We start from the raw sequence: 14,678 nt of genomic DNA, 5'->3' as shown, positions 1-14,678 counted from the left end.
CCTCTGCCGCCTGCGCTGCTGTTACTCATCGGGTGGTGATGGCGGAGTTCTGCCGCCGTGACTCGTCCTAGCTGTTGTCAGCCTGTTGTTGAGCGGCGGCTTCGCGCAGCTTGTCTTTCTTGCTTTTGCGTTTGCCCTTGATGCCGCCGTTGCCGACGTGTTCGGCCGTGTGGCCTAAGCTCGCGACATTCGAGGTGGCGGTCGGCTCGAAACCGGCAATCTGTTCGCGCTGCAGCCGTTGCTGCTGGCGCTTTTCGATCAGCTGGAAATGGGCGGCGCAGTCGGCGCTGATGAAACTGATGGCTTCGCCGCGAGCACCGGCCCGGCCGGTGCGGCCGATACGGTGGGTGTAGTCCACCGGCGAGCGTGGCAGATCGTAGTTGACCACCACCGGCAGGAGGGGGATGTCGATGCCGCGAGCCGCCACGTCGGTGGCCACCAGTACCTGCAACTGTCCCGACTTGAGATCGGCCAGCACTTGGCCGCGCTGTCCCTGGCTGCAATCGCCATGCAGGGCCGCGGCACGGATACCGGCACGTTGCAGCTTGCCGGTCACACGGTCGGCAGCCTGCCGGCTAGCCACGAACACCAGTACCCGGTCCCATCCATGCGTCTGCAACAGGTGGCGCAGCAGCATCGTGCGCTGGCTGGCGTCCACTTCGATGGCGCGCTGGTGGATATCCGGTGCCGTGGCGGCGGTCTGCGCAATGTCGATGCGCAGTGGCTGGCTCAGGAGTTGTTCCGCCAGTGAGTGAACGGCGGGCGGAAACGTGGCGGAGAACAGCAGGTTCTGCCGGTAGGGGGGCAGCAAGGCCAGCAGGCGGCCAAGTTCGTCGGCAAAACCGAGGTCGAGCAGACGGTCGGCCTCGTCGAGTACCAAGGTACCGACGGTGGAAATACTCAGTGCATTGTACCCGATCAAGTCCAGCAGTCGTCCGGGGGTGGCCACCACGATGTCGGCACCGCCGCGCAAGGCCATCATTTGCGGGTTGATGGAGACGCCGCCATAGACCACGGCCACCTTCACGCGCCGTGGCAGGGACAGGGCCAGTTCACGCAGGGTGTTGCCGACCTGAACTGCCAGTTCGCGAGTGGGTAGCAGGATCAACGCCTGGACCTGACGTGGCGAACCCTGGCGACTTGTCAGCCATTGCTGCAGCAGCGGCAGACAGAAGGCCGCTGTCTTGCCGGAGCCGGTCTGTGCGGTGGCCAGTACATCACGGCCCTGCAAAATGGCAGGAATGGCGGAGGTCTGGATGGCAGAGGGGGCAAGGTAGCCCTGACTGAGGGCGGCCTGGGCCAGAGAGGGTTGCAGGCCCATGGAAGAGAATGGCATGAATGGTGACGGGTATGAGTGTGAGGGCCTTGCGGCCTGGGGCCGCAGGAGTATCGGCTGCGCCAGCCACGCGGTCAAGGAAGGCGTTGCGTGGCTGCAGCCAGTGTGCGCCCAGATGGCGGCTCTTGCTTGCCAGGGGGCTGCGGGTGGTAGCGGATCGATGGCCAGTCACTCATCCTGCCAGCGGAAAGTGCTATTTGTGAGTACTATCTGGGCTCGTCACCAAGTAAAGCAATCTGCACATGCAAACAGAAGTCAAAGAGAAGCCTCGTTATGCCCTTGTGACCTCGGTCCAGTTGCCGGATGTCAGCGATAGCGAGTTCGAGGCCTCGCTCAACGAACTGAGCGAGTTGGCCAAGACGCTGGGTTTCCAGGTGATGCAGACCTTTGTTCAAAAGCGTAACAGCTTCGACCGCACGGCCTATCTGGGCGTGGGCAAGCTGGAAGAAATCAGCATGTTCGTCAATCGTGGTATCCGTAACGACGAACTGGAAGAAGACCCGCAAGAGCTGGATTCCAGCACGGTCGAGTTCGACGTGTTGCTGGTGGACCACGAAATCTCGCCCTCACAGGCGCGCAATCTGGAGCTGGCCGTTGGTTGTGAAGTGATGGACCGCACCATGGTCATCCTGGAGATTTTCCATCGCAATGCCCGCTCGCGTGCGGCACGCGCGCAGGTGGAAATCGCCCGTCTCGGCTATATGGCGCCGCGCCTGCGCGAAGCGGCCAAGCTGGCCGGCCCGCAAGGCCGGCAGCGCAGCGGTACGGGTGGTCGTGGTGCCGGTGAATCGCATACCGAGCTGGACCGTCGCAAGGTGCGTGACCGCATCGCCGAGCTGCAACGCGAAATCATCGCGATGGAACTGGAGCGCAAGACCCAACGCGCGCGCCGTCTGGAACGTCAGGGCCTGGGCCTGGGCGGGGTGTCGCTGGTGGGGTATACCAATGCAGGCAAGTCCACGCTGATGCGGGCACTGACCGGCAGCGAGGTGCTCGTGGCCAACAAGCTGTTCGCTACGCTGGACACCACAGTGCGCGCCCTTTATCCGGAAAGTGTGCCGCGCGTGCTGGTCAGCGATACTGTCGGCTTCATCAAGAACCTGCCCCACGGACTGGTAGCCTCGTTCAAGTCTACGCTGGAAGAGGCTCTGGATGCAGCGCTGTTGCTGCATGTGATTGATGCCAGTGACCCCGGTTTCCAGCGCCAGCTGGAAGTGACCGACGAGGTGCTGCAGGAAATCGGCGCCGACGACGTGCCGAGAATTCGCGTGTTCAACAAGATCGACCATGTCGGCGATGAGGCGGAGCAGGCTGCCTGGACGGCCGAACTGCAGGAACGCTATCCAGGCTGCGTAGTGATGAGTGCGCGTTGTCCGGAGGATGTGGCCAGCCTGCATGCGACCATCGTTTCCTTTTTCCAGCAGGATCTGGTGGAAGAGGAGCTGCTGCTGCCGTGGTCGGCACAACAGCTGCGCGGTGAAATCTACAGCCACTGCCAAGTGCTGGAAGAGCGTGCCGAGGAAGATGGCAGCTGGTTCCGCGTGCGTGGCGAGCAGGAAAAACTGCGCAGTCTGCACGAGCAGCTCAATCCCGGCTTGCCGGGTCGGGAAAAGGAATATTGGGAAGTCTGAGGCGCTGTCGTAGCAAGGCCTGAGCGGTTCGGCCCAGGCCTTGCTGCGATGGTCAGCCTGCAACCAACACGGCAACAGCCCTCTCAGCCCTCCTTGAAGCTGATCGCCACCGAGTTGATGCAATAACGCTCGCCCGTGGGTTCCGGGCCATCCGGGAACACGTGGCCGAGGTGGGCGTCGCAGCGGGCGCAGCGCACCTCGGTGCGGATCATGCCGTGCGAGCGGTCTTCGATGCGGGTGATGCTGCCGGGGAAGGCTTCTTCCCAGAAACTGGGCCAGCCGCAGCCGGCATCGAACTTGGTGTCGGAGTGGAACAGCAGCGCGTCGCAGCAGATGCAATGGTAATCGCCGCTGGCGTGGCGGTAGTAGTGCTCGCCGCTGTAGGGGCGTTCGGTGCCGGCCTGGCGGGTGACGCGGTATTGCTCGGGGGTCAGTTGGGCGCGCCACTCGGCGTCGCTCTTGTCTATCTTGTCTGTCATGGTGGGCTCCTGTGGGGGCGTCTTGGCCGAAGGCTGTTGGCGTCGGCACGGCTATCCGGGCCGCGGTTCGCGCCGGTTGCGCCGGTTGCGCCGGTTGCGTCGGTTGGTCGTGGCCGATGGGCGGTTCTTACAGCAATTCGTCCAGCGAGCCACCAAGGTGCTCGCTATCCGCCCATTTCTCCAGCTGCCAGGCCCCCTGATGGTGGATGATCCAGTTGAAGGCGGCGTTGGGGATGGGAAAATCGCGCGGTTCGGTCAGCGGCTTGCCGGTGACGATGCGGTAGACCATGTCGAGCACGCCGCCATGAGTGACGACGAGCAGCCGTTGGCCGGGGTGTTCGAGCACCGCCCGCTCCAGGAAGGCCTGAATCCGGACGTGGAAGGCGTACAGGCTCTCGCCCCCTTCCGGGACGTCGTGCGGGTCGCGGTTGCGATGGCGGCGGTAGGCGTCGGGCATGACCTCGCCGGCCTCGTGATAGGTGAGGCCCTGCAGGCGGCCGTAGTGACGCTCGCGCAGCAGGGGGTCGAGGTTGACGTCGAGCCCGGTAGCCTGTCCGATGGGAACGGCGGTCTGGCGGGTGCGCACCAGATCGCTGCAGTAGAGCGCGTCGAAACGCAGTGCCCGGGCCGTCAGGGCCAAGCTCAATGTTTGCGCCTGTTCCTGGCCGGTGGTGTTGAGCGGGGTATCGATCTGGCCTTGCAGGCGGCGCTCGCGGTTCCAGTCGGTTTCGCCGTGGCGCACGAAGCAGAAGCGGGTCAGCGGAGTGTGGTCCATCGATTCATTCTAGCAGTCAGGTTCGGGTTGCGATCAGCCCAGCGCCAGCCACAGCCCGAACGGTACGAAGGCGAGGCAGGCCAGGTTGCCAATCAGTACGATCGACGCCATCTTGCTAGGTTCCTGCCGGTAGATTTCCGCCATCATGAAATTGAGCACCGCCGGCGGCAGTACGCCGAACAGATAGACCAGGCCGGCCTGCGCCGGCGACAGTCGCAGCAGCGGCACGGTCACGGCCGCCGCCGCGAGGCCGCTCAGCGGGCAGAGCGCGGCGCCGAGCAGGCCTATCTTCCAGTCGCGCAGGTTGGCGTCCACCATGCGCACTCCCAGTGCGAACAGCATCAGCGGAATGGAGGCGTCGCCCAGCATCTTGAGACCGATCATCAGCCCGTCGGGCAGATGCCAGCCCGCCAGTGCAAATATCAGCCCCAGCGCCGTGGCGAGCACGATGGGGTTCTTCAACAGGCCGCTGAAGCGGGTGTGGCGGTTGAAGATGAAGGCCCCCAGGGTGAAGTGCAGCAGGTTGGACACCACGAACAGCACCACGAAGGCGTTGAAGCCGCTGCGGCCGAAGGCGAGCAGGGCGAGCGGCAGGCCCATGTTGCCGCAGTTGTTGAACATCGACGGGGGCAGCAGGGTACGCACCTGGTTGCCGGTGGCGCGCGCCACCGGCCAGGCGAGCAGGCCCGACAGCAGGATCACCGCAGCGGAGGCCGGCAGCAGCTTCCACTGGCTGACGAGATCGAAATCCTTTGCCGCCAGCGCCGAGAACACCAGGAGCGGCACACAGACGTCCATGTTGATCGTGTTCGCGGCTCGCATGTCGGGGCGCATCTTGCGGCCGTAGAGCCAGCCGATCAGCACGATGATCAGGACGGGAAGAATGATGGTGACGATGCGTTCGAACATGGGACTCAGGCGGGGTGGGATGGTGCCATTATTGGTCAAATATCTTGACCGGACAAGCGAGGTAAGCCATGGCTTGCCGTGCTTCGGCCAACCTTGTTGTCAAGGTTGGCCGAAGAGCCGGTCAGAGAATGCCGACGCCGGAGATTTCACGCGCCAGGTTGGCGGCGTAGTTGTCGGTCATGCCGCCGACGAAGTCCAGCACCTTCATGTAGGCCAGGTAGGGGGTGTCCTTGTCGGTGAAGGGGGTTTCCGCCATCAGGCCCAGCGCCAGCGTGTGGCGCGCCGACAATCGTTCGCCTCGCACTCTGGCCGCTACGGCCGGGACCAGCACGTCTAGCAGGGTGGAGAGGCAGGGGAAGGAGGCGATTTCGGTCACCAGCTTGGTGCGGTGCCGGTACACTTTCTGGCTGGCCAGCCGTTTGGCCTCCAGCAGGGTCTCGCGGATTTCCGGCGCGCATACGTCGATCAGGTCCTTGCCCTGGAAGGCGCCTGCCAGCAGCGTGTCCTGGTGCAGCATGAATTTTTCCGCCACCTCGGCCACGCAGCGGCCGATCGCCATGCCGCGCAGCATCGCGCATTTCTGGCGCACCGACGGTGTGGCCCAGAGCTTGTCGACCTCGGCGAACTTGGTGAACAGATTCTCGAATTCGGAATAGTCGAGAATGCCGATCTCGACCGCGTCTTCGAGGTCGAGGATGGCGTAGCAGATGTCGTCCGCCGCTTCCATCAGATAGGACAGCGGGTGGCGTGCCCACTGGTCGGCACCGCGCTCGATCAGGCCGAGTTCGCTGGCAATCTGGCGGAAGTAGGGCAGTTCGGTCTGGTAGATGTTGAACTTGTCGCGCAGGTAGGCCGGTTCGGCACTGGAGGTCCACGGGTATTTGATCAGCGCGCCGATTGCCGCCGCAGTCAGGCGCATGCCGCCTTCGCCGGCGTACATCTCGAGCGTGGCGAGCATGCGTAGGCTGTGCGCGTTGCCCTCGTAGGTTTCGACGTCGCGCCGCTCGGCCGGACTCAGGCCTGCCATCAGCGGGGCGTGGCGCTCGTCGCGGAACCAGTCGCGCAGGGCGTCTTCGCCGGTATGGCCGAACGGCGGGTTGCCGATGTCGTGTGCTAGGCAGGCCACTTGCACCACGGCGCCGATGTCGTGCGGCGTGTAGCCGGCGGGCAGTTGGCCGGCGTGCTGCATCATCACTCCGGCACGGTTGCCCAGGCTGCGCCCGACGCTGGCCACTTCGACGCTATGCGTCAGGCGGTTGTGGGTGTGGTCGTTCTGCGCCAAGGGGTGGACCTGGGTCTTGCGCCCCAGGCGGCGGAAGGCGCCGGAGAACACCACCCGGTCGTGGTCGATGTGGAAATCGCTGCGCAACCCGGAGGCGCCCTCGCTGGTCGCAGGGGTGCGGGTGGGCAGTACCTCGCCGTCGATCTGCTTGAAGCGCCGGGCCGACAGCAGGTGCTCCCATTTCATGCGGTGTGGCTTGGTCATGGCAGTGTGCGCGCAGTGGTTTGTCATGATCATAACAGTTTGCCGGCGCCGGACGCAGCGCCGATGGCGGCGGCAAGCCGGTCTTCGGCCAACTTCGCACCCCCGCCAAACCGGCCGGTTGGGCATGGTGCAAGGGGGCGCGCTTGGATTATCCTTAGGGCACATCTTGCCCTTGGAAATCGCATGACCGCTTCCGTTCATGACCTGCTCGCCACGCTGGTGGCGTTTGACACCACCAGCCGCCATTCCAACCTCGAACTGATCCGCTGGGTGCAACGCTATCTGGACTCGTTTGGCGTGGCGTCGCGGCTGACCTTCAATGCCGACGGCAGCAAGGCCAATCTGTTCGCCCAGATCGGGAACCCCGCGCTGCCGGCCGTGGTGCTGTCCGGGCACACCGACGTGGTGCCGGTCGATGGCCAGGCGTGGCAGACGCCGCCGTTCGAGCTGGTCGAGCGCGAAGGCAAGCTGTACGGCCGCGGCTCGGCCGACATGAAAGGCTTCATCGCCTGCGTGCTCGCCAAGGTGCCGTTCTTCCTCGAACTGGCCGACTCCGGGCGCCTGACCCAGTCGGTCGGCATCGCCTTGTCCTACGACGAGGAAGTCGGCTGCCTCGGCGTTCGCGGACTGATCGACGATTTGCAGCAATCCGGCATCAAGGTGGCGGGCTGCATCATCGGCGAGCCGACCGACATGAAGCCGGTGGTCGCGCACAAGGGCATTGCCCATTACCGCTGCCACGTCAGCGGCCGCGCGGCGCATTCCTCGCTGACGCCGTACGGGGTCAACGCCATCGAGTACGCGGCCCGGCTGATCACGCACATCCGCAAGTTGGCCGATACCGAGGCGTCGTTCGGGCATCGCCATACCCTGTACGATGTACCGTTCACCACCTTGCAGACCGGCACCATCCAGGGCGGTACCGCGCCCAATATCGTCCCCAAGGACTGCGAGTTCGTGTTCGAGTGTCGCTGGCTGCCTGGCGACCAGCCGGAGCGCTACGTCGACTCGGTGCGCGACTACGCTTCCAACCTGCTGGAAGAGATGCGCGCGGTGGCAGAGGAGAGCAACATCACCATCGAGCCCACGGTGTACTGCCCGGCGTTCGAGGCGGTGCCGGAGAGTGCGGTGATGCAGTATGTCGAAACGCTGACCGGTTGTTGCCAGGGCGAGGGTGTGGCCTACGCCACCGAAGCCGGCCTGTTCCATCAAGCGGGGATGCCGAGCGTGGTGTGTGGCCCGGGCTCGATCCAGCAGGCCCACCGCCCCGACGAGTACGTCGAAGTGGAGCAGCTCTACGCCTGCAGCGAGTGGCTTGCCAGGCTGGGCGAGCTGCTCTGCACCCCGGCAGCAGAAAGACCCGCATGACCGATCACTCCGTGGCACCCAAGCGCATTACCCTGTTTGCCGACCTCGCCGTTGAGCCCTCCGTCGATTACCCCCGGCCGGACCGGCTGGTCGCCGGCAATCCGCGGCGCCTCACCTGGAGCCATTTCGAGAGCCCGACCGGTGAAGTCAGCGCCGGCATCTGGTCATGCGAAAAGGGGGCCTGGCGCATCGCCTTTGCCGAGCACAAGGACGAGTTCTTTGCCGTGATCGAAGGTCACGTCCGGCTGCACGAAGCCGACGGCCAGGCGGTGGACGTCCGTGCCGGCGAGGCCGCGGTCATTCCCGCCGGCTTTACCGGGGTGTTCGAGGTGGTGGAGCCGGTGCGCAAGTATTTTGTCGTGGTGGAGCACAACGCCTCTCACGCCTGATCCGGATCGCCCATGCTGGCAGAGGGCGGCGGCACGGGACAGAAGCGGTTGACGTCCTGCACCGGCTTTTCCAGCAGCAGCACGATCGCGGTGTTGAGTGCACCGAACGACCAGGCGATGAGGAAGAATACCGAATAGGCCGTCAACTTGTCGGCGAACAGCCGGGCACCGTGCAGGCTCAGTTCGTAGGGATCGAAGATCGAGAAGAACATCATGGTGGCGAAACCGGCGATCAGGAACGACGGCCAGAACAGCAGGATGGCTTTTTTCATGACGACAACACCCCTTTAGATCATGGTTGGCCGAAGCCGGCCTTCCTGTTCCAGCCTAGTCAGGGAGTGGGCCAAAAGCAAAAAACGCCCGAACCTCCGGGCGCTGCCTGGGCCCGGCACCGGTCGCCGTTCTCGTGGTGCCTGGCCTCCTTGGCGGATAGGCGTCAGTCTGGCCAGCGCTGCAGGAGCTTGAAAAACTCGTCCTCGGGAAGCGCCCTGGAAAACCAGTAGCCTTGGCCAAAATCACAGCCTGCCGCACTCAATAAATCCCGTTGCTCCCTCGTCTCGACCCCCTCCGCCACCACCCGGAGGCCGAGCTTGTGGGACATGGCGATGATAGCCTCGGTGATGGCCCGGTCACTGGGGGTGGACGTCATGTCGCGCACGAAGGACTGGTCGATCTTCAGATAGTCGATATCGAGCCGCTTCAGGTACGCCATGGCCGAATAGCCGGTCCCGAAATCGTCCAGCGAGACCTGGACGCCCGCCCTGCGGAATTGCTGCAACTTGCTGGTGACGTCCGGACGCTCGTCCAGCAACAGCCCCTCCGTGATTTCGATGGCAATGCACTCGGCGGGCAGACCGATTTCCTGCAGATGGTCGATCCAGGTTTCATGGGCGTGGCCGGTGAAAAACTGGCGTGGCGATTTGTTGATGCTGATCTGCAGCGGCGCGCCTGCGGGGGTTCCGCTGCAGCCAGACTCCCATAAGCGCTTGGCCATGCCCGCAGCCCGCCGGAACACCCAGTCGCCGATCCCGTTGATGAGGCCGATGTCCTCCGCAATCGGGATGAACTGCGCCGGGCTGATCCAGCCCCGACGCGGGTGGTGCCAGCGCACCAAGGCTTCCGCCTTGACGATGTGCCCGGTGGCGAGATCGACGATGGGCTGGTAGTACACGTCCAGCTGGCCCTGGGCCATGGCACTGCGCAGGTCATGGCCGAGTTGGAGCCGTTCCGCAAATATTGCCTGAATCGACGGCACGAAGTAGCAGAAACGGTTTTTGCCCAGGGCCTTGGCGTGGTACATCGCCTGGTCGGCGTTGATCAGCAGCGTATCCATGTCCTGCGCGTCTTTGGGATACAAGGTGACACCGATACTGGCCGAGACATAGGCCACGTCCGGCCCCAGCTGGAATGGCTTGCTGAGTGTTTCGATGATCGATTGCGCCACCTGCTCGATAGGCGTCGGTTGCGACAGGTTCTCGAGGATGACCGTGAATTCGTCACCTCCCAGGCGGGCCACCAGGCCCGTCTCGCGCACGCAGTCGGCAATGCGCTGGCCGGCTTGCGACAGTAGCTGGTCCCCCACCTTATGCCCCAGCATGTCATTGACCTCCTTGAAGCGGTCGAGATCGATGAACATCAGTGCCAGCGCGCTGCCCGAGCCTTTTGCGTGCTCGATACCCTGCTGTAGCCGCTCGAGGAAAAGGCGGCGATTCGGCAGCTCGGTCAAGAGATCGTAATTGGCCTGGTGCCAGATGGTTTTCTCGCTTCGCTTGCGGTCGGTGATGTCGAGGATGACGCCCACCAGGCCGCCAAGCTGGCCACCCGACTTGTTGAAGGTCGCCTTGTAGAACACGACGTTCTTGAGCGTCCCGTCGGTGGACTGCACTTCTGCCTCGTAGGTCTGGGTGCCGGGGGCGTCGAACAGGGCCTGGTCGGCGGCGTGGTAGCGTTCGGCCAAGTGGCGGGGGGAGATATCGAAAACCGATTTGCCGATCAGCTCTTCACGCGGGAGCCCAATATAGTGCTCGAACGCCTCGTTGCAGCCCAGATAGCGCCCCGCCTCGTCCTTGTAGAAAACAGGACTGGGGATGGTTTCAATGAGCTGGGAGGTGAAGTTCAGCTGTTCTTCCACCGCGTGCTCGGCTTGGCGGCGGTCGGTATTGTCGATCATCATGCCGATGATCGCCGGCCGGCCGGCAAATTCGGTACGGATGCCGAAAACCTCGACCTGTATACGGCGGCCATCTTTGCACAGACCGTCGAATGAATAGCGGCTGGTCGTTGCTTCGTTGTTGATGCGGCGGTCGATGGCACGTTTGGCGATGTGTCGAAACTCTGGCGCCGTCAGGTCCATCGGTCCGAGTGTTCCGCACAATTCCGCCTGCGTGTAGCCGAAAAGTTCGGCCAGATGGGTGTTGGCGTAGAGAAAGCGGTTGTCCTGGATGATATACACCCCGACCAGATCGTTGTGCAGAAGCTCGAGGAACAGGCTGTCCGCCTCTCGCAGCAGGTCTTCGGTCAGTGAATCGAGGCGGGAGGCTTCCATCTGGCGGTAATCACAAGGGGCGGATCTGTCCCGGTCGGGATAAACCATGAGTTGGATAGGGGCTGAGCGACGCGTCGGCAGTGGCAATTGCCGCGCCAGACTGGCCATATTCTACTGCATCTATCCGGGATACTTGCGGACTCGTTAGCGAAATCGTGGCGGGTAAGCGGGCGACGGTGCGGCAGGCCGCACTGTGTTCGACGGTCACGGGCAAGACGTGAGACCTGGCGTGCGGGCTTGCCTTTACGTCTGCGGCATGTGTGGAACAACCGCAAAAAAAGCCCTCGCCGTATCTCGGCGAGGGCTTGACGCACCCGGGGCCGGGTGGGCTGGTTTACTTGCGGTTGCTGTACATGAAGCTTTCCATCGACGCTTCCGCCAGGTTGAACCAGCCATGTTCGAGCGTGCGGAATTTCTTCCAGTCGGTATAGATTTTCTTGAAGATGGGGTTCTTGGCGGCTTCTTCCTCGTACATCTCGAAGGCCGCCTTCTGCCCCGCCTTGAGAATGTCCAATGGGTACTTGTGCAGCTTGACGCCTTTCTGCAACAGGCTCACCAGCGCTTGCGGGTTCTTGGCATCGTATTCCGCCTGCATCAGGATGTTGGCTTCGGCTGCCGCCGCTTCGAAGGCCGCCTGGTACTCCTTCGGCAGCTTGGCCCATTCCTTGGTGTTGACGAAGAAGGTGATCTGCGGGCCCGGCTCCCAGAAACCGGGGTAGTAGTAGTGCTTGGCCACTTTGTAGAAACCGAGCTTCTCGTCGTCGTACGGGCCGACCCACTCGGTGGCGTCGATGGTGCCTTTTTCCAGTGCCGGGTAGATATCCCCGCCGGCGATGGTCTGCGGTACGGCACCCAGGCGGGCCATGACCTCGCCACCCAGGCCCGGGATGCGCATCTTCAGGCCCTTGAGATCGGCCAGCGACTTCACTTCATTGCGGAACCAGCCGCCCATCTGCGTGCCGGTGTTGCCGCCCGGGAAGTTGACGATGTTGTATTGGGCGTACAGCTCGCGCAGCAGCTTGAGGCCGTTGCCGTAGTACATCCAGGCGGCTTGCTGGCGCGAGGTCAGACCGAACGGCACCGAGGTATCGAAGCCGAAGGCCTTGTTCTTGCCGACGTAGTAATAGCCGCAGCTGTGGCCGCATTCGACGGTGCCGTTCTGGACCGCGTCCAGCACCTGGGTGCCCGGCACGATTTCCCCACCAGCGAATACCCGGATCTGGAATTTGCCGCCGGTGAGCTGACTGATGCGGTTGGACAGGGTCACGGCGCCGCCGTAGATGGTGTCCAGGCTCTTGGGGAAGCTGGAGGCCAGGCGCCAGCGGACGGTCGGTGTGTCGGCGGCGAGGGCGGGGGCCGAAACGGCCGCTGCAGCGAGGCCGGTGGCACCGGCTTTCTTCAGAAATGAGCGTCGTTCCACGTTTTGTCTCCTTTGTTGTGTGCTGCTGTCGTCACTGGGGCGATCGGTGTCGCCCTGGCTGAAGGAATGGTGATTCACTTGCCGTCGCCGGTGAGTTGCTTGAGCAGCTCGGCGCTGGCGTCGCTGGCTTCCTCGCCCGCTGGGGCAGAACTTTCCTGAGGGGCTGATGGTATCTCGATGGCTCCCGATGAGGCTGGGGCAGCGGTGTCTCCCATCTGCTGCAGCGTGGCTTCGGCCTCGCTGGCACTGGTCAGGGCTTCATGGCCGACGAACGACGTTACCAGCCCCGGCAGGGTGATGATCAGGCCCACCATGAAAAGCTGGATCACGACGTAGGGGATGGCGCCCCAGTAGATGTCGGTGGTCTTGATCGATTTGGGGGCCACGCTCTTCAGGTAGAACAAGGCGAAGCCGAACGGCGGGTGCATGAACGACGTCTGCATGTTGACCCCGAGGATCACGCCAAACCACACCAGATCGATACCGAGCTTCTGGGCCACGGGAGCCAGGAGCGGTACCAGAATGAAGGCGATCTCGAAGAAATCGAGAAAGAAGGCCAGGAAGAACACCAACAGGTTGACCACGATCAGGAAGCCGGTCGGGCCACCCGGCAGCGAGGTCAGCAGGTGCTCTACCCAACGGTCGCCGTCCACGCCGAGGAAGGCGATGCGGAACACCCGTGCACCGATCAGGATGAACACCACGAAGGTAGACAGTTTGAGGGTGGAATCCATCGCCTGCTGCAGCAGCGATAGGCTCAGGCGCCGGTTCAGGATGGCCAGGATCAGCGCGCCGACGGCGCCCATCGCACCGCCTTCGGTCGGGGTGGCGATGCCGAGGAAGATGGTGCCCAGCACCAGGAAGATCAGCAGCAGCGGCGGCACCATCACGAACAGGGCGCGGCTGGCCAGAGCCAGTCCGTGCAGGGTGCGCGCCTCGGCGGGCAAGGCCGGCGCCCAGTGCGGTCTTGCCATTGTCACGGCGAAGATGAACACGGCATAGAACAGGCACAGCAGCAGCCCCGGGGCCATTGCTCCGGCGTACATGTCGCCTACCGACGTGCCCAACTGATCGGCCAGCACGATCAGTACCAGGCTCGGGGGGATGATCTGCGCCAGCGTGCCGGAAGCGGCGATGACGCCGGTGGCAATGCGTTTGTCGTAGCCGTAACGCAGCATGATCGGCAGCGAAATCAGGCCCATCGAGATCACCGAAGCGGCCACCACGCCGGTTGTGGCGGCGAGCAGGGCGCCCACGAAGATCACGGCGAAGGCCAGTCCGCCACGGATACGGCCGAACAGCTGGCCGATGGTGTCGAGCATGTCCTCCGCCATGCCGCTGCGCTCGAGGATCAGCCCCATGAAGGTGAAGAAGGGGATGGCCAGCAAGGTGTCGTTCTTCATGATGTCGAACACCTGGCGCGGCAGGGCTTGCAGCAGCTCGGGGCGCAGCAGGTCGAAGTGAATGCCGATCCAGCTGAACAGCAGGCCGACCGCGCCCAGCGCGAAGGCCACCGGATAGCCGATCAAGAGAAACACGATCAGCGATCCGAACATGACGGGAGCCATCATTTCCAGGTTCATACGTGCTCCTCCTTGTGCGGATCCAGCGTCTTCTCGGCAGGGTCGGGTGCCAGGCCCTGCAGGAACGCGACGCGCTTGATGATCTCGGATACCCCTTGGAGCAACAGCAGCGTGAAGCCGATCGGGATCAACATCAGGACCGGCCAGCGGATCAGCCCGCCGGGGTCGGACGACATCTCTCCGCTGCGCAAGGCGTCGATGAAGATCGGCCAGCCGTACCAGGCGATGATGGAGGTCATCGGGAGCAGGAAGAGCACCGTGCAGACGATGTCGAGCACGGCCTGGCCGCGCTTGGAGAGCCGGCCCGCCAAGAGGTCGATGCGGATGTGCTCGTTGCGTTGCAGTGTGTAGGCGGCAGCCAAAAGGAACATGGCCGAGAACAAATACCACTGGATTTCGAGAAAGGCGTTGGAGCTGACGTTGAACAGTTTCCGGATAACGGCGTTACCGGCGCTGATGAGCACGACGATCAGCACGATCCATGAGGCGGAACGGCCGATGCGTGCGGTGATCCCGTCGATGAGACGCGACAAGGCGAGCAACGAGTGCACGTAAGTCTCCTTTGTAGTTCTTCCTGATGCCGCCGCTGGGCGGAACCTTATCGTTCGAGCGATAGGCCGGTCTGCGCCGGTTCGAACTATCTAAGCATATGGAATAGTCTTTGAGAAGGTGTTTAGGTATGCGGGTTTACCCTTGGGCGTGCCGGGTTGCCTTGCTGCGGGCGAAGGAAGGCGATGGAAAGAGCGGTGCGTCCCGG

General features: G+C 63.5%; 13 protein-coding genes. 3 read left to right on the top strand and 10 right to left on the bottom strand.

The features are described 5' to 3' along the window. Positions 1-67: 67 nt before the first annotated feature. Entirely contained in the window at positions 68-1,336 is a 1,269-nt protein-coding gene (locus tag FURADRAFT_RS04425) for a DEAD/DEAH box helicase (protein WP_236261532.1), read from the bottom strand. Positions 1,337-1,578: 242 nt separating this feature from the next. Here FURADRAFT_RS04425 and hflX point away from each other — a divergent pair, with 242 nt between their 5' ends. Beyond that, positions 1,579-2,967 (top strand): GTPase HflX, encoded by a 1,389-nt coding sequence (gene hflX / locus FURADRAFT_RS04420; RefSeq protein ID WP_008952915.1) that lies wholly within the window; start codon positions 1,579-1,581, stop codon positions 2,965-2,967. Between the two features lie 83 nt (positions 2,968-3,050). Here hflX and msrB read toward each other — a convergent pair whose 3' ends face one another. The 4 genes from msrB to FURADRAFT_RS04400 all read right to left on the bottom strand — a co-directional run bounded on the left by msrB (position 3,051) and on the right by FURADRAFT_RS04400 (position 6,616). Next, positions 3,051-3,446 carry a peptide-methionine (R)-S-oxide reductase MsrB gene (gene msrB, locus FURADRAFT_RS04415; protein WP_008952914.1) on the bottom strand — a complete coding sequence of 132 codons (396 nt, stop codon included), beginning with the start codon at positions 3,444-3,446 and terminating at the stop codon, positions 3,051-3,053. A 127-nt stretch (positions 3,447-3,573) separates the two neighbouring features. Beyond that, entirely contained in the window at positions 3,574-4,221 is a 648-nt protein-coding gene (locus tag FURADRAFT_RS04410; protein ID WP_008952913.1) for a histidine phosphatase family protein, read from the bottom strand. A 33-nt stretch (positions 4,222-4,254) separates the two neighbouring features. Next, the gene (locus FURADRAFT_RS04405) at positions 4,255-5,130 is read right to left on the bottom strand and encodes an AEC family transporter (protein WP_008952912.1); all 876 of its coding nucleotides are present in this window, start codon (positions 5,128-5,130) and stop codon (positions 4,255-4,257) included. A 121-nt stretch (positions 5,131-5,251) separates the two neighbouring features. Then, positions 5,252-6,616, bottom strand: a complete 1,365-nt coding sequence (locus tag FURADRAFT_RS04400) for a deoxyguanosinetriphosphate triphosphohydrolase (RefSeq protein ID WP_236261531.1) — start codon at positions 6,614-6,616, stop codon at positions 5,252-5,254. A gap of 183 nt (positions 6,617-6,799) precedes the next feature. On the opposite strand from FURADRAFT_RS04400, the gene argE reads away from it, so the two are divergent. Both argE and FURADRAFT_RS04390 read left to right on the top strand, forming a co-directional pair. Next, entirely contained in the window at positions 6,800-7,984 is a 1,185-nt protein-coding gene (gene argE / locus FURADRAFT_RS04395) for an acetylornithine deacetylase (RefSeq protein ID WP_008952910.1), read from the top strand. Continuing rightward, entirely contained in the window at positions 7,981-8,373 is a 393-nt protein-coding gene (locus tag FURADRAFT_RS04390) for a cupin domain-containing protein (protein ID WP_008952909.1), read from the top strand. The genes argE and FURADRAFT_RS04390 overlap by 4 nt, the downstream gene beginning before the upstream one ends. Here FURADRAFT_RS04390 and FURADRAFT_RS04385 read toward each other — a convergent pair. From FURADRAFT_RS04385 to FURADRAFT_RS04365, 5 genes are all read right to left on the bottom strand, one after another. Beyond that, the gene (locus FURADRAFT_RS04385) at positions 8,364-8,645 is read right to left on the bottom strand and encodes a hypothetical protein (RefSeq protein WP_008952908.1); all 282 of its coding nucleotides are present in this window, start codon (positions 8,643-8,645) and stop codon (positions 8,364-8,366) included. The two genes, FURADRAFT_RS04390 and FURADRAFT_RS04385, sit on opposite strands and share 10 nt — an antisense overlap. Before the next feature lie 164 nt (positions 8,646-8,809). Further along, a complete protein-coding gene (locus FURADRAFT_RS04380; RefSeq protein WP_236261530.1) occupies positions 8,810-10,918 on the bottom strand; it encodes a putative bifunctional diguanylate cyclase/phosphodiesterase in 2,109 nt (702 codons plus the stop codon). Positions 10,919-11,252: 334 nt separating this feature from the next. Continuing rightward, positions 11,253-12,338 (bottom strand): TRAP transporter substrate-binding protein, encoded by a 1,086-nt coding sequence (locus FURADRAFT_RS04375; protein WP_008952906.1) that lies wholly within the window; start codon positions 12,336-12,338, stop codon positions 11,253-11,255. Between the two features lie 74 nt (positions 12,339-12,412). Beyond that, the gene (locus tag FURADRAFT_RS04370) at positions 12,413-13,921 is read right to left on the bottom strand and encodes a TRAP transporter large permease (RefSeq protein WP_008952905.1); all 1,509 of its coding nucleotides are present in this window, start codon (positions 13,919-13,921) and stop codon (positions 12,413-12,415) included. Beyond that, positions 13,918-14,472, bottom strand: coding sequence for a TRAP transporter small permease subunit (locus tag FURADRAFT_RS04365; protein ID WP_008952904.1), 555 nt, complete (start codon positions 14,470-14,472; stop codon positions 13,918-13,920). The genes FURADRAFT_RS04370 and FURADRAFT_RS04365 overlap by 4 nt, the downstream gene beginning before the upstream one ends. Positions 14,473-14,678: the final 206 nt, after the last annotated feature.

This window comes from Pseudogulbenkiania ferrooxidans 2002 (genome assembly GCF_000174355.1).
GTDB lineage: Bacteria > Pseudomonadota > Gammaproteobacteria > Burkholderiales > Chromobacteriaceae > Pseudogulbenkiania > Pseudogulbenkiania ferrooxidans.
Note: the sequence above shows the minus strand (reverse complement) of the source record. Positions and strands in the feature narration are given on the sequence as shown.

Excerpts from the sequence above, each read along its gene's own strand:
- FURADRAFT_RS04390 (WP_008952909.1), top strand. The coding sequence starts at position 7,981 with ATGACCGATCACTCCGTGGCACCCAAGCGCATTACCCTGTTTGCCGAC.
- FURADRAFT_RS04370 (WP_008952905.1), bottom strand. The coding sequence starts at position 13,921 with ATGAACCTGGAAATGATGGCTCCCGTCATGTTCGGATCGCTGATCGTG.
- hflX (WP_008952915.1), top strand. The coding sequence starts at position 1,579 with ATGCAAACAGAAGTCAAAGAGAAGCCTCGTTATGCCCTTGTGACCTCG.
- FURADRAFT_RS04385 (WP_008952908.1), bottom strand. The coding sequence starts at position 8,645 with ATGAAAAAAGCCATCCTGCTGTTCTGGCCGTCGTTCCTGATCGCCGGT.
- FURADRAFT_RS04425 (WP_236261532.1), bottom strand. The coding sequence starts at position 1,336 with ATGCCATTCTCTTCCATGGGCCTGCAACCCTCTCTGGCCCAGGCCGCC.
- FURADRAFT_RS04410 (WP_008952913.1), bottom strand. The coding sequence starts at position 4,221 with ATGGACCACACTCCGCTGACCCGCTTCTGCTTCGTGCGCCACGGCGAA.
- msrB (WP_008952914.1), bottom strand. The coding sequence starts at position 3,446 with ATGACAGACAAGATAGACAAGAGCGACGCCGAGTGGCGCGCCCAACTG.
- FURADRAFT_RS04380 (WP_236261530.1), bottom strand. The coding sequence starts at position 10,918 with ATGGAAGCCTCCCGCCTCGATTCACTGACCGAAGACCTGCTGCGAGAG.
- FURADRAFT_RS04405 (WP_008952912.1), bottom strand. The coding sequence starts at position 5,130 with ATGTTCGAACGCATCGTCACCATCATTCTTCCCGTCCTGATCATCGTG.
- argE (WP_008952910.1), top strand. The coding sequence starts at position 6,800 with ATGACCGCTTCCGTTCATGACCTGCTCGCCACGCTGGTGGCGTTTGAC.
- FURADRAFT_RS04400 (WP_236261531.1), bottom strand. The coding sequence starts at position 6,616 with ATGACCAAGCCACACCGCATGAAATGGGAGCACCTGCTGTCGGCCCGG.